The sequence below is a fragment of the Bradyrhizobium sp. Kon56 genome (assembly GCF_055807635.1).
In genome coordinates this window covers 139,863-160,999 of sequence record NZ_JBVVOU010000013.1, presented here as the reverse complement: position 1 = coordinate 160,999, position 21,137 = coordinate 139,863, and the positions used below count along the sequence as shown (strand labels likewise).

At 64.5% G+C, this 21,137-nt stretch carries 19 protein-coding genes; 10 read left to right on the top strand and 9 right to left on the bottom strand.

The genetic code is table 11. From position 1 onward, the window contains the following. Positions 1-28: 28 nt before the first annotated feature. Genes AC0L3B_RS21740 through AC0L3B_RS21725 form a run of 4 tightly spaced genes read right to left on the bottom strand, consistent with a single transcriptional unit; the run spans position 29 to position 4,092 of the window. A complete protein-coding gene (locus AC0L3B_RS21740) occupies positions 29-1,201 on the bottom strand; it encodes an acyl-CoA dehydrogenase family protein (RefSeq protein ID WP_473381011.1) in 1,173 nt (390 codons plus the stop codon). Then, positions 1,195-1,995 (bottom strand): ABC transporter ATP-binding protein, encoded by an 801-nt coding sequence (locus AC0L3B_RS21735; RefSeq protein WP_473381010.1) that lies wholly within the window; start codon positions 1,993-1,995, stop codon positions 1,195-1,197. Before AC0L3B_RS21735 ends, AC0L3B_RS21740 begins: the two co-directional genes overlap by 7 nt. Further along, entirely contained in the window at positions 1,989-3,011 is a 1,023-nt protein-coding gene (locus tag AC0L3B_RS21730) for an ABC transporter permease (protein ID WP_247475453.1), read from the bottom strand. The genes AC0L3B_RS21735 and AC0L3B_RS21730 overlap by 7 nt, the downstream gene beginning before the upstream one ends. Further along, entirely contained in the window at positions 2,989-4,092 is a 1,104-nt protein-coding gene (locus AC0L3B_RS21725; protein ID WP_085360713.1) for an ABC transporter substrate-binding protein, read from the bottom strand. Before AC0L3B_RS21725 ends, AC0L3B_RS21730 begins: the two co-directional genes overlap by 23 nt. A 475-nt stretch (positions 4,093-4,567) precedes the next feature. Here AC0L3B_RS21725 and AC0L3B_RS21720 point away from each other — a divergent pair, with 475 nt between their 5' ends. Next, the gene (locus AC0L3B_RS21720) at positions 4,568-5,548 is read left to right on the top strand and encodes an ABC transporter substrate-binding protein (protein WP_377829577.1); all 981 of its coding nucleotides are present in this window, start codon (positions 4,568-4,570) and stop codon (positions 5,546-5,548) included. Positions 5,549-5,928: 380 nt separating this feature from the next. After that, entirely contained in the window at positions 5,929-7,023 is a 1,095-nt protein-coding gene (locus tag AC0L3B_RS21715; RefSeq protein ID WP_085350307.1) for a catalase family protein, read from the top strand. A 5-nt stretch (positions 7,024-7,028) separates the two neighbouring features. Here the strand turns inward: AC0L3B_RS21715 and AC0L3B_RS21710 are convergent, their stop codons facing one another. Beyond that, a complete protein-coding gene (locus AC0L3B_RS21710; RefSeq protein WP_473381009.1) occupies positions 7,029-10,100 on the bottom strand; it encodes an ATP-binding protein in 3,072 nt (1,023 codons plus the stop codon). 202 nt (positions 10,101-10,302) lie between these two features. On the opposite strand from AC0L3B_RS21710, the gene AC0L3B_RS21705 reads away from it, so the two are divergent. Beyond that, positions 10,303-10,482, top strand: coding sequence for a hypothetical protein (locus AC0L3B_RS21705; protein ID WP_247456541.1), 180 nt, complete (start codon positions 10,303-10,305; stop codon positions 10,480-10,482). 204 nt (positions 10,483-10,686) lie between these two features. On the opposite strand, the gene AC0L3B_RS21700 is transcribed toward AC0L3B_RS21705, so the two are convergent. Further along, complete coding sequence (locus AC0L3B_RS21700; protein WP_018457473.1) at positions 10,687-11,118, bottom strand: hypothetical protein; 432 nt, start codon at positions 11,116-11,118, stop codon at positions 10,687-10,689. A 334-nt stretch (positions 11,119-11,452) separates the two neighbouring features. Between AC0L3B_RS21700 and glgC the strand changes: the two genes are divergently transcribed. The 3 genes from glgC to AC0L3B_RS21685 are packed head-to-tail and all read left to right on the top strand — an operon-like array spanning position 11,453 to position 14,464. Next, on the top strand, positions 11,453-12,715 hold the full coding sequence (gene glgC, locus AC0L3B_RS21695) for a glucose-1-phosphate adenylyltransferase (RefSeq protein WP_007613273.1): 1,263 nt from the start codon (positions 11,453-11,455) through the stop codon (positions 12,713-12,715). Next, positions 12,712-14,166 carry a glycogen synthase GlgA gene (gene glgA / locus AC0L3B_RS21690; protein WP_473381008.1) on the top strand — a complete coding sequence of 485 codons (1,455 nt, stop codon included), beginning with the start codon at positions 12,712-12,714 and terminating at the stop codon, positions 14,164-14,166. Before glgC ends, glgA begins: the two co-directional genes overlap by 4 nt. 37 nt (positions 14,167-14,203) lie before the next feature. Further along, the gene (locus AC0L3B_RS21685; protein ID WP_018457471.1) at positions 14,204-14,464 is read left to right on the top strand and encodes a SemiSWEET transporter; all 261 of its coding nucleotides are present in this window, start codon (positions 14,204-14,206) and stop codon (positions 14,462-14,464) included. A gap of 44 nt (positions 14,465-14,508) precedes the next feature. On the opposite strand, the gene AC0L3B_RS21680 is transcribed toward AC0L3B_RS21685, so the two are convergent. Further along, positions 14,509-15,306 (bottom strand): DODA-type extradiol aromatic ring-opening family dioxygenase, encoded by a 798-nt coding sequence (locus AC0L3B_RS21680; protein WP_473381007.1) that lies wholly within the window; start codon positions 15,304-15,306, stop codon positions 14,509-14,511. Between the two features lie 158 nt (positions 15,307-15,464). Here AC0L3B_RS21680 and AC0L3B_RS21675 point away from each other — a divergent pair, with 158 nt between their 5' ends. Continuing rightward, positions 15,465-15,644, top strand: coding sequence for a hypothetical protein (locus tag AC0L3B_RS21675; protein WP_007601069.1), 180 nt, complete (start codon positions 15,465-15,467; stop codon positions 15,642-15,644). 15 nt (positions 15,645-15,659) lie between these two features. Here the strand turns inward: AC0L3B_RS21675 and AC0L3B_RS21670 are convergent, their stop codons facing one another. Together AC0L3B_RS21670 and AC0L3B_RS21665 are read right to left on the bottom strand one after the other, a co-directional pair. Then, complete coding sequence (locus tag AC0L3B_RS21670) at positions 15,660-17,120, bottom strand: carboxylesterase/lipase family protein (protein ID WP_018457469.1); 1,461 nt, start codon at positions 17,118-17,120, stop codon at positions 15,660-15,662. 81 nt (positions 17,121-17,201) lie between these two features. Next, positions 17,202-17,447, bottom strand: a complete 246-nt coding sequence (locus AC0L3B_RS21665) for a hypothetical protein (protein WP_018457468.1) — start codon at positions 17,445-17,447, stop codon at positions 17,202-17,204. A gap of 191 nt (positions 17,448-17,638) precedes the next feature. Here AC0L3B_RS21665 and AC0L3B_RS21660 point away from each other — a divergent pair, with 191 nt between their 5' ends. The 3 genes from AC0L3B_RS21660 (at position 17,639) to AC0L3B_RS21650 (ending at position 21,125) form a co-directional block, all read left to right on the top strand. Beyond that, positions 17,639-20,329 carry a flavin-containing monooxygenase gene (locus tag AC0L3B_RS21660; protein ID WP_026233376.1) on the top strand — a complete coding sequence of 897 codons (2,691 nt, stop codon included), beginning with the start codon at positions 17,639-17,641 and terminating at the stop codon, positions 20,327-20,329. A 129-nt stretch (positions 20,330-20,458) separates the two neighbouring features. Further along, positions 20,459-20,731 (top strand): hypothetical protein, encoded by a 273-nt coding sequence (locus AC0L3B_RS21655; RefSeq protein WP_018457466.1) that lies wholly within the window; start codon positions 20,459-20,461, stop codon positions 20,729-20,731. Positions 20,732-20,819: 88 nt separating this feature from the next. Next, the gene (locus AC0L3B_RS21650; protein WP_018457465.1) at positions 20,820-21,125 is read left to right on the top strand and encodes a hypothetical protein; all 306 of its coding nucleotides are present in this window, start codon (positions 20,820-20,822) and stop codon (positions 21,123-21,125) included. Positions 21,126-21,137: the final 12 nt, after the last annotated feature.

The window sequence follows — 21,137 nt, the reverse complement described above, 5'->3', positions numbered from 1 at the left end:
ATGTTCTCCCTGAATGTTTGGCGGCAGGCTAGAGGCCCAATGCGGCACGGCCGAGGCCGGTGCGCGTGGAATCGTCCTGCGGCGTGTGCACGCGACCGCACAGGACGTCGCGATAGTGCCGCTCCAGCGGATTGGCGCGGGACAGCCCGTGATTGCCGGTCAGCGACAAGGCATCCTCGACCGCGGCGACGGCGTTGTTGGTCACGGTCAGCTTGATGACGTTGGACTCGGCCGCGGAAAGCTCGGCACCGTCATCGAAATCACCGGCGAAGGATGCGATCAGCCGCGCATTGACGATGAGCCGCGTCTCGATCCCGCCAATGATCTCCTGCGCCCGCGGCAAGGTCGCAAGTGGCGCGCCCAGGCTGGCCGGTACCCGCTGCTTCAGGAACGCGACCAGCCAGTCGCGTGCAGCCCGCGCAACGCCGTCATAGATCGCGGCGACGAAGATCGTGTGGACGGTCGCCTGCGCGACATCAGGTGCGCGCCAGTCGGCCGGCTTGCGCACATCGATCTCGGCATCGAGAGGTATCACGACGTCCTCGAAGATGACGTCGTGGCTGCCGCTGGCCCGCAGGCCGTGATGATCCCATGTCTCGACGATGCGCGTGCCTGGCAGGCCCGCCGGCACCAGGAACTGTCCGACGCGCGGCTCGGCTTCGTCCGTCCGCGCCCAGACCAGATACCATTTCAGGATCGGCGATCCCGTCGAATAGATCTTGTGCCCCGAGAGCCGCCAGCCGGTCTCGGTCCGACGTGCAATGGTCGCGGGCAGGCCGCCGCGCGCAGGCGAGCCCAGTTCGGGCTCGACGCGGAGCGCGTTGACGAGCGCAAGGCTTTCGACGCTCTCGCGCGCGAGCTTGCGCGACAGCCGCACCGGCCAGGTCGGGCTCCGTGCCATCACCAGATGGTTGATGTAGTGCATCGACAGCACCAGTGCGGTCGACGGATCGGCCTTGCCGATGATGCCGAGGACGCGGGCGGCGTATCGTGCGCCCGCCCCGCCCCCGCCATGGACGGCGGGCACTGTCAGCGACAGCAGGCCCGCCTCGGAGAGCTCGCGAAAGTTTTCGAAGGGGAAGCTGCCGGTGCGATCGTGCTCGGCCGCGCGCGCGGCGAAAGCCTCGGCCAGCGCCTCGGCACGTGCGATGTAGTCGGGCTCGTGATGGGCCGCGCGCCCCTTGGCAATCGAAGTCACCATGTGGCGTCCAATCCCAGTAGGCCAAGAATCTGGCGGCGCAAATCCGCGAGATACGGATCGCCGCGATGGCGCGGATAGGGCCGATCGACACGAATGTCGGCCTTCACGCGCGCCGGGCGGTCGCTGAACACGATGACGCGGTTGGCGAGCACCAGCGCCTCCTCGGCGTCATGCGTCACCAGCAGCGTGGTAAAGCCCTTGCGCTGCCACAGCGAGACCAGCTCGGCCTGCATGGTGATGCGGGTCAGCGAGTCGAGCTTACCGAGCGGCTCGTCGAGGATGAGGATTTTGGGATCGTTGACCAGCGCACGGGCCAGCGCGACGCGCTGCGCCATGCCGCCCGAGAGCTGGTGCGGATAGGCATTGCGGAAGGACGATAGCCCCACGAGATCGAGCGCGGCATCGACGCGGTGACGCTGGCTCTTCAAGATGCCCTGCGCCTCCAGCCCCAGCGCGACATTGTCCCACACCGTGCGCCAGGGAAACAAGGTCGGATCCTGGAACACGACGACGCGCGACGGTTGCGGTCGCGTGATGCGCGCCTCGTCCTCGCGCAGTGTTCCGGACCTGGGCTTGTCGAGGCCTGCGACCAGGCGCAGCAAGGTCGACTTGCCGCAGCCGGAGGGGCCGAGCAGCGCAACGAACTCGCCCGGCTCGACGGAGATGCTGACGTCGCTGAGCACCGGCAGCTCGGCGCCGTCGATGTCGAAGGCGTGGCTGACCTGCTCGATGTCGAGCGCGGCACCGGCCGCCGGGTGAGCGTCGAAGTCAGCCAGTGCGGTTGCGGCTACCATTTCACGGTCCCCTTTTGCCAAACCAGCAGGCGATCGCGGATCGCAAACAGCAGCGTGATCGCGCCGGAGCAGAGCAACGACATCACGATCAGCGCCGCATACATGTTGGCATAGGCGGCCCAGCCCTGCGCCCATTGCAGGTACCAGCCGAGCCCTGCCTTGACGCCGATCATCTCGGCGACGACGAGCACGGCAAAGGACGAGCCGAGCCCCATGAACAGGCCGACGAAAACGTGCGGCAAGGCCGCGGGGATCGCGACCTTCAGCACCAGGAAGGAAGGCTTCGCCCCGAGCGTCCGCGCGACGTCGTAATATGCGTTGCTCACGCTCGCGACACCCGACCAAGTCAACACGGTGACCGGGAAGCCGGTTGCCAGCGCGATCAGAAAGGTCGATGCGCTCCAGCTCGACGGAAAGGTGAAGAAGGCGATCGGCAGCCAGGCGGTCGCCGGCAACGGGCCGATGAAGCGCAGCACCGGATGCACCCAATAGCCGACCGCGCGCGACCAGCCGATCGAGACGCCGGTCAGGAAGCCGACCGTCGCGCCGATCAGATAGCCGCCGAGCTGGAGCTTGACCGAGGCGAACACGCTATCGAGCAGTTTTGGCAGATCGTCGGTGTAGACCTCGATGATCGATTGCGGCGGCGGAAAGAACGGCAACGGTAGCCAGGCGAATTTTGCCGTCGCGACTTCCCACAGGGTCAGGACAACGCCGAGCACGACGAGCCACGGCGCGCGCTGGCGCAAGGTCCGGCCCGTCGAACCGAGGTAATCGGCACCGACCGTCCCGAACAACGCGATCGCTGCGATGACAAACGCGGCAATGCCGAGCGAATGGGTCCGCGACCAGTCGCCGACGTCCTCCCACCACAGGCAGGACAGGCCGAAGGCAATCCACGCCACGCTGGCGAGAATGCCGGCACCGGAGTCCCGGACCCAGCTCGTCAGCCAGGGTGCGCGCAAGAGGCGCGGCGCGCCGGAGGCAAGGCCGTCAGACAGCGAATACGTCGACATAGATGCGCTCCGCGAATCTGGCCGTATCGGTGCTCTGCTTGAACACCTGCACGCTCTTGAGATCGTCGGCATAGGCCTTGAGCTCGCGCTTTAGCACTTCGCCGACGGGGTGATGGTGATGAGTGTGGTAGCGCACCATGCCCTCGATATCCGTGAGCGACGCCGTCTTCGGCGCGTAAGGCTGGAACGATTTCGCCGTCACAGACGGATTTTGCGCGGTGAACATCGCGGCATCAAGCAGCGCCTGCGTCAGGGCGCGCGCGACCAGCGGCTCCTCGCGCACCAGGCTGCCGCGCAGGCCGAGGATGCAGCAGCTCTTGTCGCGATACTCGCCATCGAGATTGGAGGCGACCTCCTTGTACTGGCTGTCCTTGAGCCAGAGATAACCCAGCGGGTCGGACGACAGGAATGCCTGCACCTCGCCCTTCTCGACGGCGACGTTGAGAAGGTTGCCGGGATAGGCGCGCCAGTCGACATCCTTGTTCGGATCGATACCGAGCTTGGCGAGCTGAATGGAGAAGAAATTCTTGTCTGGGCCGCCGAGATCACCGACCGCGACGATCTTGCCCTTGAGATCGGCAAGCTTGCTCACGCTGGAATCGGCGCGGGTCAGGACCCGCATGCAGCCACCGTGGGTGCCGGCGGCAATCTTGACGTCAAAGCCCTGCTCCAGCGGCTTTAGCCAGCGCAGCGCCATGCCGAGACCGGCATCGCTCTTGCCGGTTGCGATGGCCTCGAGCAGCTGGTCGGTCGAACCGGAATAATTGATGAGCTCGATGTCGAGATTATGCTTCTGGAACAAGCCGTGCTCGATGGCGACCGGCACCGGGGCGAGACAGACCGCGCCCGCGTTCCAGGATAGCTTGAGCTTGCGCGGCGCGCCGGTGAGCGCGGGCACATCCGACGCAGTCCGGCACAGCGGAAACTCCGAGAGATCGACGCCGGGCGCGATTGTCCGCGGCGCAAAGGCCTGTGCCGCACCGAAGGCACCGAGCGGCGCAGCGAATGCCGCAGCTAATCCCGCCTGGAGCAAATGGCGCCGGTCGAGCCTCGATCCGTCGCGCTTGTCGTCGTCGTTCATCCGTCTCCACTCCTGCGCTGGCACGGCTCCGCCATCGGCACAACAGCTTGCGTTGCGCCTGTTCCGTGCGGACCTGCGTCGAGAGAAAATCTTTTCGCCGGCGCCTGCTCGGTGCCTTGATGCGATGCGCAAATCATGCGGCGCGTTCGCCGTATCGTCAATGAAATGGAATTTCGAATGTGGCACGAAGCGAAGTCATTCTCTCCACCGGTGCGTGCGAGGACGACGAAAGGATTTCCGCCGATGGATCGATTGACGGAGCACGGGGCTACTCCCTCTCCTGCTTCATTTTTGCGCAGCATCAGTGGCGCATACCGCACGTTCTCGAAATCGGCGCCTCGCTGAAACGTCCTTGCCGATCGCGCGCGCAATACGGTTAGCCATTTCATTGACCGCGCATCATGCGGCCATAGACTTGATCGTCTCGCTGCATCGTTCGCTCACGCGTCGTGGGCAAAGCAACAAGACAGGCCACATGAGCATCAACTCCCTCGATCATTCCATCGCGCGCCGGCTCGCTGCATCGCTGCTTGCCGCCGCCATCACCCTGTCGACGGCCGCGGCGTCGTTCGCAGCCGATGCCGTCGTGCTGCGGGTCGGCGACCAGAAGGGCGGCAATCGTTCGCTGCTCGAGATCTCGGGCTACGCGAAGGATCTGCCTTACAAGATCGAGTGGTCGGAATTCCCCGCGGCAGCTCCAATCCTGGAGGCGCTCAACGCCGGCGCGCTCGACGTCGGCTATACCGGCGACCTTTCGTTCCTTTCCGTCTACGCGGCCGGCGCGCCGATCAAGGCGATCGGCGGCACAAGGTCGGATGCCAAGACACAAGCCATCCTCGTGCGCCAGGATTCCCCGATCAAATCGGCCGCCGACCTCAAGGGAAAACGCCTCGCCGGCACGCGCGGCGGCTGGGGCCAGTTTCTGATCGACGCCACGCTGGAGAAGGCGCAGATCAGGCTGGAGGACGCGACCTTCGCGCCGCTCGGCCCGGTCGACGCCAAGATCGCGCTGGTTGCGGGCTCGATCGACGCCTGGGCGGTGTGGGAGCCCTACGTCTCGTTCGCGACGCTCAAGGACAAGGCCCGCGTCATCGCCAATGGCGAGGGCCTGACGCCGACCATCACCTTCATCGTCGCTTCCGACAACGCCATCGCCACCAAGCGCGCAGCGGTGCAGGACCTCGTGCAGCGGCTGAACAAGGCGCGGCTGTGGTCGCTGGATCATCTCGGCGAGTACGCCAAGAGCACGGCCGAGTTGACCAAGCTGCCGGAGGATGTGCTGCTCTCGGCCTACACCGCGCAGCGCACCAGCCCGATTCCGATCGACGAGAACGTCGTGAAGGAGGTGCAGGAAGCCTCCGACCGCTCGACGCGCTACGGCATCCTGCCGAAGAAGCTCGACGTCAGCAAAGCCGTCGACCGCAGCTTCACCGCTGCGGCCGCGGGATCGAACTAGGCGGAGGCGGCGGGATGCGCGGGCTCCGTCTCAACGCTGGCCCGCTGCATCTCGCCGCGATCTTACTCGCGCATTTGGCCTGCATGAGCCTGATCGTGTGGCTGTCGCTTTAGACGCCAGCCAGGACCCCGCTCGCCGGCCCGGCCTTAAGGAAAAAATCAGGACAACATAAGGAGCCCATAAGGACTTACGAGACGCCGCTGGCCTAGCATCGACCGTGTGATCGCGTCGGTAACAGGATGCCTCATCCCGCGGCTTGTCCAGGCAATCACAACTCGCTCTCGGGTTGCCGATCCCGACTGGACGGGCTTACAGTGATCCGCCCTGCGGCCGTCGACGCTTGCAATGGGAAGGCGACCTTCGGGCTGGAGATCAGCGCCATGTCAGCCGATCAGTATCTTCGTTACGATCCGTCCGTCGAACACATCCTGCCGGAGGAAGCGGCGGCGGTCGAGGAGATCGTTGCTTCGATTTCGCGAACGAGTGATCGCACTTTTCGCAAAGACAAGCATGGGACCCGGCAGCAGCACGCCAAGGGCGCCGGCTATCTCCGGGGCGAACTGATCGTCTACGACAATTTGCCGGATCATCTGCGCCAAGGCCTGTTCAAGCAGGCTGGCCACTTCCCGATCATCGTCCGCCTCTCCACCGCATTCAACAGGAGCGATCGTGTCCGTTCGCCGCGAGGGTTTGCCGTCAAGGTTTTGGGCGTGACGGGGGCTAAGGCGCTCGGCGACGACGATTCGACGAACCAGGATCTCCTGCTCGTCAATCACCCCAGCTATTTCGCGGATGCGATGGCCTATATGCGCGCACAGCACAAGGTCGAGCACACCCTGTTCCTGCCTGATCTGGCGTACGGACCCATAGGCTTTTTGGCGCGCGTCCTGGTCGCCGCATCGGACAGAACAGGCATTCCGATCCCGATCGTCTTGAAAGCGCTCGGTGATGCCGGCAGCAACATCCTCGGAGAAACCTTTCACACGGAGGGAGCATTGCGGTTTGGCGATTATATCGCAAGGCTTCGCCTGGTGCCGATGTCGGCGTCGGTTCGCCAACTCACCGGCCGACCCTGCCACGATGCCGATGATGCCGTGCTGAACAGCGTCGTTGCCTTCTTCAAGGAGAATGCGGCCGAGTACGAATTATTCGCCCAGCTCTGCACCGACCTGGAGCGAACACCGATCGAAGATGCCTCGATCGACTGGCCTGAAGACGTCGCGCCGCCGCAAGCACTCGGCAAGATCACGCTTCCGCGCCAGACCGCCGACAGCCCCGCGCGTCGCGTCTATTCCGACGAGGTGCTTTCGTTCGATCCATGGCGATGTCTCGCCGCGCATCAGCCGCTCGGCTCGATCATGCGATTGCGCAGGGATGCCTACCGTGCCTCCCGCACGCTGCGGCAGCAGCAAAATCAATTCAAGGTCAAGCAACGGCCCGGCGAACCGCGAGAGATCGCGGACCTGCCGGATTGAGCCGATCACCGTCCCGCAATATCGGGCCCGGTGTCCCGGCCTGCGTCGAAAAAGGATGCCGAGCGCAGCGGATCATTGGGATCAAGCGTCTCTGCCAGCGATGCGATCACCTGGCTGGAGCGGCCCCGCCACTTGGCAGCCCTTTGCGCTTGTCCGAGGCTGCCATAGAGCACCGCGGTCGTGCGGTAAACGCGCCAGGTGGCATGCGGCAACCTGGCATGGCGGAGGATCGACATGGCCGCCGACAAATGCCCGCCGGCGAGTTGCGCATCGTGCTTCAGCATCGCAATTCTCGCCATGGCCTCGTAGCACAGCGCGAGAAACGGCCGGTCAGGTGCCGCGCTCGTCACCTCGTGAAACTGGCTGGCCGAGCCCTGGGCACGGTCCAGATCGCCGATCGCGATCCAATAGTCGCAGCAAGTCAGCAGATAATGGGGGATGACCAGCGACTCCATCGGCACCCGGTCGACCTCCATTCGCCGCTCCATCGCATCGAGATGCTGCCGCGCCCGAGCGAGGTCGCCCATCCTGACATAAGCTCGCGCCAGCAGGTTTCTGCCAACGAAGAACGTGAACGGATTGGCCTCGATCATCGGGCCGAGCGCATCCTCCGCACGCCGTGACGCGCTGCCATATTCCTCCGCCTCGGAGTACAGCCATCCGATCGCGAGATGACACAGCGCGACGGCCTGCGGATTTGCATTCCGTTCCGAGATAGCCAACGCGGAGACGAGGTTTCGTTGCGCCTGGCCCCATTCGCCGAGATAAATCTGGGCAAACGCCTCGACTGATTCATAAAGCACGAACAGATAGACGTCACCGACCAGGCGGGCGAGCTCCTTTCCCCTGGTCGTCGCATCGCAGCAGGCCGGATAATTCGCGCGCAGAAACTCCAGCACCATCTCCATCGAGCAGCGTCGCAGCCGCATGCTCAGATCCTGCTCTCCGGTGATCAGTGCTGACGCACGCTCGGCTAGGTCCGCATTCTCGCGATCCCAGCCGCGGAGCATCAGCTTCAGATTGGCAACGTTGCCCTGGACCAGAGCGCTGAATGCGGCGTCGTCGATCGCCCTGCTTTTGATAAGGGCCTGTTCCGCAACAGGCAGGCTCTGGCGCCGATCGACGTAAAGACAGAATCTGCTGAGATCGACCAGCGCGTTCACCTCTTCGCGCACGTGCCCGTTCTCCGCCGCGTGCGCCACGATAGCGCTGAGATCCTGCAGGGAATTCAGGAAATCTCCACTGGCCCGCCAGGCCCAGGCGCGCTGAAGCAGCAACTTCAGACGTGTCGTCACCCGAAATTCCGGCGGCAGATGCGGCACCAGCTCCAAGGCGCGGGACAGGTAATTGGCGGCCTCGCGCGTGCTGAACCTTCGCGCCGAGCCCTCGGCCGCCGCGCCCAGATAATGCATCGCTTTCGGGAAATCACGGCCCAGTTCGAAATGGCGCGCGACAACGGCGGCGATCTCCGCAGCCTGCGGCCCATAGCCCTGCTCGAGCCCCGCCCCAAGCAGCGCATGGGTTTTCGCGCAGCGCGCTGGTGCGAGCCGCTGGTAGAGGATCTCCTGGTAAAGCGCGTGCTGGAACGCATACCGACCGGAGACGCTTCCGTTCGGCCACTCGGTCATGCCGGCCCCGACGATGATGCGATCGGTCCGTGCCAGGTCCTCGCACATCTGCTCGACATCCAGCACGGGACGGTCCAGCGCACCGGCGATATGGAGCGCGGAAAACTCCGCTCCCGCCGCACTGGCGACCTCGAGCAGGCAGCGCTCGTCCACGGTGAGGTGATCGATCTGCTGCTTGATCATTCCTTCCAGATCGCGCGGCATGCTGTCATGCGAGGCCGCGTCTTCGCTGACCAGCCGCCAGCCCAATTCGTGCTCGACGAGCGCGCCTTGCGCCACGAGATGATCGAGCAGAGACGACACGAACAGAGGATGCCCGCCGGTTCGCGCGAAGATGCGCTCGACCAGCTCTCTGGCGAAATCGGCCGAGCTGAAGCGCAGGGACAGATAGCGTTCGACGTCGGTGCCGGTGAGTCGATCGAGCGCGAGCTCGGTGGCGTGTCCGTGAATCCGCAAGTCCTGGTGAACAGCACGGATAGGATGTCCGCCGACGGCGACTTCCATCGGCCGGTAGGTGGCGAGCACGAGGATAGAAGCCTTCCGATCCCGCCGCGCCAGCCGGGAGAGCACATCCACGGTGGCAAAGTCGCTCCAATGCAGATCTTCCAGGATGATCACCCATGGTCGCGTGACAGCGAGATGTTCCATGAGATCGGAAAATTCGCGCAGCATGCGCTCCCGCGTTGCGCCAAAGACCTCATGCTGGAATGTGGCCCGCTCTGCTTCGCCGAGGAAACCGGGCATCTGCGCGAGCCAGGTCGGCGCGTGCTCGCGGATGGACGTCAGCAGCGATGCTCCATCGGTGCGACGGCAGCACTCGTTCAGCGCTCCGATCAGCGGAAGAAAGGCCTCATGGGTGCCGAACAACTCGTTGCAGCTACAGTGCAGCACGCCCAGTCCCTGCTGGTTCATCCTGTCGAGCGTCATTTGCAAGAGGGTGGTCTTGCCGATCCCGGCCTCCCCGGTGATGAAGACGACCTGACGCTGTCCGGTGCGAGCGAGTTGCAATGCCTTCTCCAGCGTGTCGAGTGCCCCGGTGCGCCCGACTCTCCAGTGCCGGCGTCGATCGACGACCTGCTCCGTGACGGAAGCGGTCTCTTCTTCGGGCGCCCGCTCGATCGCAGGCAAGTCGGCGGTCGCGACCGGCGCAATGAAACGATAGCCGCGCCGCGTGACCGTCTCGATGTAATTGGGGGACTGCCTGTCGTCGCCGAGCACCGAGCGTAGCGCGTTCACGGCAACGGCGAGGCTCGACTCGCTGACGTGCAGATCGGACCAGACCGCGTCGAGCAACTCTTCCTTGGTGACGAGCTCACCGGGCCGACCGACGAGATAGCAAAGAACCTCGAACGGCTTCGGCGCCAGCGCGATCCGCTCCCCGCCTCGCCACAACAGCGCGTTGGCACGGTCGAGGCGGAATTCACCAAAGGCAAGCGCGTCTCTACGCACGGCTCAGACCCCCGGATGCTCGCCCATCTTAAGGGAAAGCTCAGCCAAATGTAAGGACGCGATAAAGACCTGCGCCCTGCGCCGGCACTAGCATTGGCCTGTCCATTTCAGAGACGCCGGCAAGGCGTCGGACGGCCTTTTCATCACGCTGTCATTTCAGTCGGCAGGCAGTCGATGCTTGAATTTTGGCAAGGAGTTGGCCATGAGCATTCTAAAACATCTGGCGATCTCGCCTCTCGCTTTTGCCATTCGCCATTACGACATCAGGATCATATTGGGCCTCACCGTCCTCAGCCGCATCTTCCTCGTCGCCATCTACCTTGCGTGCGGCGGCCCGGGCCTGTCCGAGTTCGATCTCGCCAACGCCATCGCGCTGCCATGAGCTCGGGACCGCTCGAATGGTGCATCGAGATCGCGATCATCGTCGCGATCTGCATCGGGATTGTCGTGGGCGGGCATGGCCGGCTCGTCGTGCCGCATCACCGGGTTCAGCGCGCGCAAGCCGATCGGGCCGCTTGCATTCAGCGGCCCTCAAACCTCTTCAGCGTCGTCGCCCTGCGGCGAGCGGGTCCGCCCGTTTGATCGATCACCAATACGCGCGGTGATAGTGCCGGTAATACGGCCGGTAGTAGCCGTAACGAGGGCCGAAATACGGGCGGTAAGGCCGATAGTAGCGCGGATAAGCATAGGCCGGACCATAGCCGTAATAGGCCGGCGCATAACCATAGCCGTAGCCCGGGTATCCGTAGCCGCCATAATAGGGCCCGCCGCCATAGTAGCCATAGCCATAGGGCGCGCTGCTGGCGATGGCACCTGCGATGATCGCGCCAGCGGCAAGGCCGCCGAGACCCCATCCAAAACCTCGGCCGCGCCAGTGCACCTGCGTGACATCGTCGCCGACGGCGGCCTTCATGGTTGCGACATTGGTGGGCAGCGGAGCCGCCGCCGCCTGCTGAATCCCCCCCGCCATGACCGCGGCGGCGAGCGAACCGGCGACTGCCGTTTTCCAGACCCTCATCGTCTTACTCCTTTCTGACGTTTGGCTTGGACATGGATCGCAGCGCCATCATCGGGCATCCTGGCGCGAGGTCAAAGCCTCGAGTTTTGCGTGCACCGCACAAGACGCATGCCTCCATTCTGATCAACCGGTACCTGACGGGCTCGACAACCTCGCCGCGAGTGACACCGGCAGGACGGTGCCTGGGGCCCGATCACGGCGGCAAAGCATTAAGCTTCCGGCGCATTCGCAACCAACAACCACCTTCCCGATTTACTATTCGTGCCGTTACTATCGGTTCCAATGTGCGCGGCCGGGAGGCTTCTCGCGAGCGCAAGAGTTGTGGGAGAATGACATGAGTGCCGCGAGACCCGAGCCGCTTGCCCGTCAGGCGCTGGCGTTTGTCCTGGCCGGCGGACGCGGCAGCCGGCTGCTGGAGCTGACCGACCGGCGCGCCAAGCCTGCGGTCTATTTCGGCGGAAAATCTCGCATCATCGATTTCGCGCTGTCGAACGCGGTGAACTCGGGCATCCGCCGCATCGCCGTCGCCACCCAGTACAAGGCGCACAGCCTGATCCGGCACCTTCAGATGGGTTGGAACTTCTTCCGCCCCGAGCGCAACGAGAGCTTCGACATCCTCCCGGCGAGCCAGCGCGTCTCCGAAAACATGTGGTATGTCGGCACGGCCGATGCAGTCTACCAGAACATCGACATCATCGAATCCCACGCCTGCCGCTTCATCGTCGTTCTCGCCGGCGACCATATCTATAAAATGGATTACGAGGTGATGCTGCGCCAGCACGTCGACAGCGGCGCCGACGTCACCGTCGGCTGCCTGGAGATGCCGCGCCAGGAATCTTCCGGCTTCGGCATCATGCATATCGACGAGAACGGCTGGATCAAAGAGTTCCTGGAAAAGCCGAAAGATCCGCCGCCGATGCCGGGCAAGCCGGACGTTTCGCTCGCCAGCATGGGCATCTACGTGTTCGACGCAAAATTCCTGTTCGAAGAGCTCAAGCGCGACGCCGAGGATCCGAATTCCAACCACGATTTCGGCAAGGACATCATCCCCTACCTCGTCAAGAACGGCCGCGCCATGGCGCACCAGTATTCGACCTCCTGCGTTCGCTCGGGCAGCGACCCCCGCGCCTATTGGCGCGACGTCGGCACGGTCGACGCCTATTGGGCCGCCAATATCGACCTCACCGACGTAGTGCCCGAGCTCGATTTGTTCGACAGCGCCTGGCCGATCTGGTCCTATTCCGAGATCACACCACCGGCAAAATTCGTCCACGACGAGGAGAGCCGGCGCGGCCAGGCCGTGAGCTCGCTGGTCTCGGGCGGCTGCATCATTTCCGGCGCCTCGCTGCGGCGCTCACTGCTGTTCACCGGCGTGCGCGTCAACTCCTACGCCAATGTCGAGAACGCCGTGATCATGCCCTATGTCAATGTCGGCCGCGGCGCGCGCCTGAAGAACGTCGTGATCGATCGCGGCGTCGAGATCCCGGAAGGGCTCGTCGTCGGCGAAGATCCCGAGCTGGACGCAAGACGCTTCCGCACCACCGAGCAGGGCATTTCGCTCATCACCCAGCCGATGCTCGACAGGCTCAATACATGACGCCTGTTCGCGTCCTCGCGGTCGCCTCTGAAGTCTATCCCATCGTCAAGACTGGCGGTCTCGCCGATGTCGCGGGCGCGCTGCCGATTGCGCTCAAGGCGCATGGCGTCGAGATGCGCACCTTGATGCCAGGCTATCCTGACGTGATGCGGGTGCTGGGGGGAGCCGACGAAATCCGGCGCTGGCCGGATTATTTCGGCGGACCCGGACGTCTGCTCGCCGGCTCGCATGACGGCCTCGATCTGTTCGTGCTCGACGTGCCGCATCTCTACGCACGGCCTGGCAACCCCTACGTGACGCCCGAAGGCGTCGACTGGCCGGACAATGGCGTGCGGTTCGCCGCGCTCTCGCGCATCGCGGCCGATATCGGCCACGGCCTCGTTCCCGCCTTCGTGCCCGACGTGGTGCATGCCCATGACTGGCAGGCCGGGCTCGCGCCGGCCTATCTGCACTATGACAATCGGCCGCGGCCGGCTACAGTGATGACCATCCACAACATGGCCTATCAGGGCAAGTTCGTGCCCGAGCTGATTGGTTCGATTGGCCTGCCCTGGCGCGCCTACGGCGTCAACGACCTCGAATATTTCGGCGGCATCAGTTTCTTGAAAGCCGGCCTGCAATTCGCCGATCGCATCACCACGGTCTCGCCGACCTATGCGCAGGAGATCCAGACCGACGAGGGCGGCATGGGGTTCGGCGGCCTGCTTCGCGCCCGCGCGAACGTGCTGAGCGGAATCCTCAACGGCATCGATGTATACGTTTGGAATCCGCAAGAAGATCCGCACATCGCCTACCGCTTCGGCGCGGAGGACCTCACGTTCCGGGCCGCGAACAAGGCGGTGCTTCAGCAACAGTTCAATCTGGATTCCTCGGACGAAGCGCCATTGCTCGGCGTCATCAGCCGCCTGTCGTGGCAGAAGGGGCTCGATCTCCTGCTCGAAGCCATTCCGACCATTTTGCGCGAAGGCATGCAGCTCGCTTTGCTCGGCAGCGGCGATCGCGATCTCCAGGATCGCTATCAGGCCGTAGCGCGCGCGAACCCTGGCCGGATCGGGGTCGTGATCGGCTACGACGAGATCATGGCGCATCTGATCCAGGCCGGCTCGGACGCGCTCATCGTGCCCTCGCGGTTCGAGCCATGCGGCCTGACTCAGCTCTGCGCGTTGCGCTACGGCGCCGTGCCCATCGTCTCGCGGGTCGGCGGCCTCGAGGATACCATCGTCGATATCGGCGATGCCGATAAATCAGGCCGCGATGCCACCGGCTTCAAGTTCGCACCCGTCACCGCGGATGCCCTCGCCGGCACGCTGCGCAAGGCCAACATCGCCTTTCACGACAAGCTGACCTGGCGCCGGCTGCAACTGAGCGGCCTTGCGACCGACGTGTCCTGGCGCAACCGCGCCGGTGACTATGCCGCGCTCTATCGCGGCCTCATGACCGCGCGCGCCTGAGGCGCGACCATCCTCGAATCAATGCTATAGAGCCGCCATGGACCCGTTCTTGATCAAGCTGATCGGCTTTGCCGCCGCGACCTGCACCACCGTGGCCTACGCGCCGCAAGCCATCAAAGTGTGGAAGACCCGCTCCACCGGCGATATTTCGCTCGGCATGTTCCTGGTCATGGTGCTTGGGCTGGCGCTCTGGCTCGTCTATGGCCTGCTGTCGGGCGATGCGCCCCTCGTCGCCGCGAACGCCATCACCATGGTGCTCGCCGGCGGCATCCTGTTCATGAAGCTGAAATACGGGTGAGCCACTCTTCTTCACCTCTCCTCGCTTGCGGGAAGAGGAGAAGATCACCCGCCAAACACATACGACGCCATCGCGACATTCGCGACCTCGTCGACGAAGACGCGCTTGCCCGTGTCGCTGCCGGCGGCGCCGGCGGCCACCATCAGCGGCAGCAGATGATCTTCGCGCGGATGGGCCAGGCGCGCACTCGGCGCGTTCTCCCAGTCAACCAGCATCGCGTTGCGCCGCGCCGCGTCCTTGTGGCTGATCGCCTCGTTCAGGTAAGCCTCGAAATCATACGAGACCGGCTTCGATTCGGCACGGCCGAACCCGCGCATGTTGTGATAGGTGAGTCCGCTGCCGACGATCAGAATGCCTTCGTCGCGTAGGGAGGCAATCGCCTGCCCCATCCTGATGTGCTCGGCCGGATCGTAACTCGATCTCAGCGACAGCAGCACGATCGGCATGTCGGCGTTCGGATACATCAGCCCGAGCGGCACGAAGGTGCCGTGATCGAACCCCTGGTTGGGATCCTCCCGGCAATCAACACCCGCGCGCGTGAGCAGCGCCTTTACCTCCGCGGCGAGCTCGGGCCGCCCCGGCGCCGGGTATTTGAGGTGATAGGTGTGCTCGGGGAAACCGTGATAATCGTACACCATCGGCGGATGCGCGGAAGTCGACACGGTGAAGGCGTCAGCCTCCCAATGTCCTGATATGACGAGCACGGCCTTGGGCCTCTCCGGCAAGAGCTGTGGCAGCCGGCCGAACGCCTCGGCGGTTTTCGCGTATTGCACCCGCCTGTCTTCCATGAACGGCCACGGACCGCCGCCATGCGACAGGAAGAAGGTGGGAAATCGCACCATGGGCGAAGGCTCGTTTCGTTGGCAACATGCGCGTGCGAGTTGCCCGCGCGATCGGCCGCGAGCATAGGCAAACCCGTATGGTTAGCAAGACGTTAACGATTTGCTGCCCAGAATCCCGGGCGTAGCCGAAGGAGTCGGCCAGCAGCCAGGGACGTGAAATGAAGAAGTTTGCGTTGGGGGATGTCGTCAACAGTGACAAGGGCCGCCGCGGCGTCGTTCGCGCCGCCTACAAGTCGAAGGAAGGCCAGCAGTTCTACGCCGTCGAGAAAGACGGCGCGATGGATTATCTGGAGGAAGACCGGCTAAGCCCGGCGCCGCGCGTCGAGCTCGCGGCTTAAGTCCAACTCATCCCTCTAATGCGCGAACCGGTCCAGACGCTCCGACCAGGGGTCGTCTCCGCTCGCGATGCCATCGTTCGCGATCAGCAGCAGGCGATCGCTGCCTGCGGCCGAATCCCAATGCGGCAGGTCCGCACCGTTGGGATCGCCGCTCCTGGCGAAATTGATCCAGTAGGCGCGCATGCGATTTGCGACCTCGCGATCGGCTCCTGACAAGATGCCTGCACCGGGCATGCCTTCGACGCCGAAGATGAACTGCAATTCCCGCCCGTGACCGCCCTCGGGGTTTGCGCGCCGTGCCTCCGGCACATAGGTGAAGCGATAGCGAAAGGTCGGCGCACCGCTGGCGGCATGCAGGCGCGCCAGCAGTCTCACTGGCTCGGAGAAGACCCTGTCGGTGTAGAACCTTGCCGCGCGGTCCGAAGGTCTGGCGAGATCGGGATAGAGCCTGCGCAGCTCATCGCTGGTGGTGCCTGACGATGCCAGCTCTTCCCGGATATCCAGCTCGCCGTCGAAACCGGTCTCGTCGTCGTTCGAGCCGATGATCAAGGGGATGCGGCTCTCATGTCCAGCTGCGAAGCCCGCGGCGACCTCCTCGCTCACCAGACTCCCATCGATCGTCGGCGCGAAGCTGCGCGGCGATTTTTCCAGGAAATGTTTTTCGACGGCAAGCAGGCGTTGCGGTTCGGCTGTACGTAAATCGGCCTGTCGCCCCAGCACCGCCACGAATTGCCGCCCCACAATTTCGGCCTCTTGTGCCGAACGCAGGCGCGCACGGCCGGGGATCGATTGCAGAATGGCTTTCTGGAAGAGATCGCGCGATTGCTCCGACAGCATCAGCAGCGCGATCGACGTTGCGCCTGCGCCACTGCCGAACAAGGTGACGTTGGTGGGATCACCGCCGAAGGCCGCGATGTTGTCGTGCACCCAATGCAGCGCCGCGATCTGGTCCATCAGGCCGAAATTGCCGGAGCCGCCTTCCGACAGCGCGGGATCGCTGAGCCAGCCGAACGCGCCGAGGCGAAAATTCACGGTCACCACGATGAGGCCGGCTTGCGCGAGCCTGGCACCGTCGAACAGCGGATCATTCGCGGTGCCGCTGACGAAAGCGCCGTCGTGGATGAACATCATCACCGGTAGCGGGCCGTCGACCCCGAACGGACGAAACACGTTCAGCGTGAGGCAATCCTCGCTCGATCCCGGCAGCGAGGGCTGAAGACACGGCGCGCCATAGGCATAGGCGGTGCGCATCTCCGAACTCTCGGGTGCAGCCTGCGGCGGACGCCAGCGCAGCGGTCCGAGCGGCGCGGCCACATAGGCCAGCCCCTTGAACGAGGCCACCTCGCCTTCGACGGCGCCAAGCATCTGTCCTTCGCGCGTCAGCGCAAATGGAAACTGGCCGACCGGCTGGGCCACGACCGAGCCGGCGCAACAGAGGACGAGTGACGTCGCAAAAAGCGCGAACACGGACCGCATCTTCGGAGCATCTCGACGCGCGGAAGGATTTTGGGCAGGTTATGTCCGTGGCCCGCCGCGAAGCAAGCGCCGCGGCTGCGCCTAGCTCCGCTTGGCGGCAAGCTCCGCCAGTGCGTGCCGTGCGATGATGCCGAGCTCGCCGAGCGTGGAGTGACCGGACCGCGCCGCCTCGATCAGCCGCTCGGCGATGAACCTGCGGCTGTCGTGATCGCCGCCGTGAGGCAGTTGGCGGCACGTCTCCTCCAGGACGACGTCCATGTTCGCTTTGGTCCGCTCACTCAACTCTGTCATGACGCCCGTTTGCACGCGTGGCAAAAACAAGAGCATACACAGGTGGATCGACCCTGATTAGCCCGGGAAATCACGGCCCTTGTGCATCGCGATGCGTGTGCCGCCGCAACATTCACGCGGCCATGATGACGCCGCAAATGGCTACCGAAGATTGCACATGCCGTGATGACAAGCCGAACCTGCAGCGATAGCCTGCGGGCAAAACAAAACACACGGGAGGAAATGCCATGCCTGATGCAATGGTTGCTGCACGTGCCTCGGACACGGGGCGCGGAACCAGCCAGCAGGTCGATGTTGCCGTGGTCGGTGCCGGATTTGCCGGCCTCTATCTTCTGCATCGGCTACGCAAGGCCGGCCTGACGGCGGTCGGCCTCGAAGAAGCCGGCGACGTCGGCGGCACCTGGTACTGGAACCGATATCCCGGGGCGCGCTGCGACATCCAGACCATTGATTACAGCTACACCTTCGATCCCGACCTCGAGACCGCATGGACCTGGTCGGAGAAATATGCGACCCAGCCCGAGATCCTGCGCTATCTCGGCTTCGTCGCCGACCGCTACGATCTCAGGCGTGACATCCGCTTCAAGACCAAGGTCACGGAAGCGAAATGGGACGAGGCGATCGAGCGCTGGCAGCTCACCACCGATAATGGCCCGCCGGTCTCCTGCCGCCATTACATCATGGCCACCGGCTGCCTCTCGGCGCCCAAGCCGCCGGAGATCGACGGCGTGAAGGACTTCAAGGGCGAGGTCTATTTCACCGGACGCTGGCCGCATGACGGCGTCCATCTCGGCGGCAAGCGCGTCGCGGTGATCGGCACGGGATCGTCGGCCATTCAGTCGATCCCGCTGATCGCCGAGCAGGCTGCGCACCTGACCGTGTTCCAGCGCACCCCGAATTTCGCGCTTCCGGCGCACAACGGTCCCGCGCCGTCCGATCGCATGAGCCTGCTGCAAGGCGATCGCGCGGCCTATCGCGAGCAGGCGCGCCAGTCGATGGCCGGCGTGCCCTATCCGCAGCAGACGGTCGTTAGCTGGCAATTAAGCGATGCCGAGCGTCGTGAGCGGTTCGAACGCGCTTGGGCGGCCGGCGACCTCGTCCACATCCTGACCCAGCTCTGGGCCGACCAGGCGGTCGACATCGACGGCAACAAGATCGTCCAGGACCTGATCCGCGAGAAGATCCGCGCCGCCGTCAAAGACCCCGAGACCGCCGCGGCGCTGATGCCGGACGATCATCCGTTCGGCGCCAAACGCCCCTGCCTCGATACCAACTATTACGCGACCTACAACCGGCCGAACGTCACGCTGGTCAATCTGCGTCAGGAGCCGATCAAGGCGATCACCGCAAGTGGGATCACGACGGCCAAGCGCAGCGTCGACGTGGACGTGATCGTGTTCGCGACCGGCTTCGACGCCATGACCGGCGCGATCCGCGCCGTGCATCCGATCACCGGACGTGGCGGCAAGTCGCTCACCGACGTCTGGGCGCAGGGGCCGCAGACCTATCTCGGCCTCACCGTCGCAGGCTTCCCGAACTTCTTCATGATCACCGGTCCCGGCAGCCCGTCGGTGCTGTCGAACATGGCGGTGTCAATCGAGCAGCATGTCGACTGGGTCGTCGACCGGCTCAAAGCATTGCGCGACGGCGGCTTCACCACGATCGAGCCGACCGAGACGGCGCAAGCCGGCTGGAACAGGCACATGGCCGATTGCTCGATGGTGACGCTGCACCGGCTCGCCAACACCTGGTACACGGGCGCCAACGTGCCCGGCAAGGTGCAGGGCCTGATGCCCTATACCGGCGGCGTCGGTCCCTATCGCAGCATCTGCGACGAGGTGGTCAGCCGCGGCATGCTCGGCTTCAAGCTGACCGGCCCCGACGTCGCCGCGCAATGCAATGACGGCGAGGTGGTGCGGCTGCAGCCGGACGTGCGGCTGGTGCTGAACCTGCTGGCGTCACTCAACCTGCCGCCGATCGAGTCGATGGGCGCCCTCGGCGCCCGCGCCTTCGTCGACGAGTTCAACAAGGGCCGCCCGGCGGGACGGCCGATCGGCGAGATCGTCGACGGCACCCTGACAGGCGCCGACGGTCCGCTGCCTTACCGGGTATACCGGCCGGCAACGCCGGGGCCGCATCCGGTGGTGGTCTATTTCCACGGCGGCGGCTGGGTGCTCGGCGACGAGCAGTCGGACGAGCCGTTCTGCCGCGACATGGTGCGGCGGACCGGCATGATGCTGGTCAGCGTCGGCTATCGTCATGCGCCCGAGCATCGTTTCCCGGCCGCGGCCGAAGACGGCTATGCGGCGACGCGCTGGATCGCCGAGCACGCCGCCGAGCTCGGCGGCAGGCCGGGCCCGGTGCTGGTCGCGGGCTGGAGCGCCGGCGGCAACATCGCCGCCGTCACCTGCCAGCTTGCGCGCGATCGCGGCGGCCCTGAGATCGCGGGCCAACTCCTGATCTGCCCGGTCACCGACTGCACCTTCGACCGCCCCTCCTACAACGACAATGCGACCGGCTATTTCCTGACGCGCTCGCTGATGTACTGGTTCTGGGACCTCTACTGCTCGCCGACCGACCGCACCGATCCACGCGCCTCGCCGCTCCGCGGCAAGGTCGAAAGGCTACCGCCGGCCTTCGTCGTCACCTGCGAATTCGATCCCCTGCGCGACGAAGGCATCGCCTATGCCGAGGCGATGGCAGCCGCCGGCGTCCCGGTCGAGCAACTCAAGGCGCGTGGCCATTTCCATTCGTCCTTCACGATGGTGGACGTGATCATCACCGGCGCGCCGAGCCGGGTGCAGATGGCCGAGGCCTTGCGGCGCTTTGCCGGGCTTCCGCCCGAAGTTGGTCGCGGCGATGAGACCAGCCACGGGCACACCAGCCCGGGCCATAAAATCGCGGCGGCCGCGAGCTGAAAGCAAACATTTGCCGGGAACTATTTCCCGGTCCATCGCGTTTGGTGCTGAGGCATTGAGATGCAGTAATGGGTGTAGGCCCCGGTACGCACGATCGTGTGCCGGGGTCTTTTTGCGTGAGGCGGGACGATGGGGGACGTGGTTGGGGATTCAAAGGTCGACTTTGGTGTCCTTGCGGTGCTGCATAAATGGCCTTCGCTTGCGAACCAGCGACGGTCGGACCGAGCGTCCTACCAGGTGATCGAGGGTACGCTCGACGAATGCATCTCGGCGTTCATGGCGAAGCCGGCGGCGACCAGGCATCTCTATGAGATCCGCACCATCGCGCAACCGCCGCTGGTCACGGACATTCTCTCGCCCGAGCACATCACGGAGCTGGCGCGGCTGCGCGAATTTCTCTGATCCTCGCAGAAGCACCGGCTGAGCGCGGGAACCTTCTGCCGGTTTTTCCCGTTGATGGTGATCGGAAGCGAAGGCGTGAGTGCCTCACATGCTTGAAGCCGGCGTGCCAGCCCCTGTCGTGCCCTATGGCGCAGACCAGACCCTGTTCGTGGTGATCGACCGCCTCGACAAGGCGACCGAAATTCGCGTCGAGCGAAGCGATCTCGACGCCACGATCGGCGAGCTCGTCGCTGGCTGCTTCAACGACCCCATCAAGGTCATCTCGTTCAACACGCTGGAGCACTGGATGAAGGACATCTCGACCGATGTCGCCGGCGAGATCCGGGCGCGCTGTGACATTGATGGCATGACGCTGCCGGACTATCTCAGCGACTTCGTCGAAAGCCACAGCTGAGCGCGCATGGGG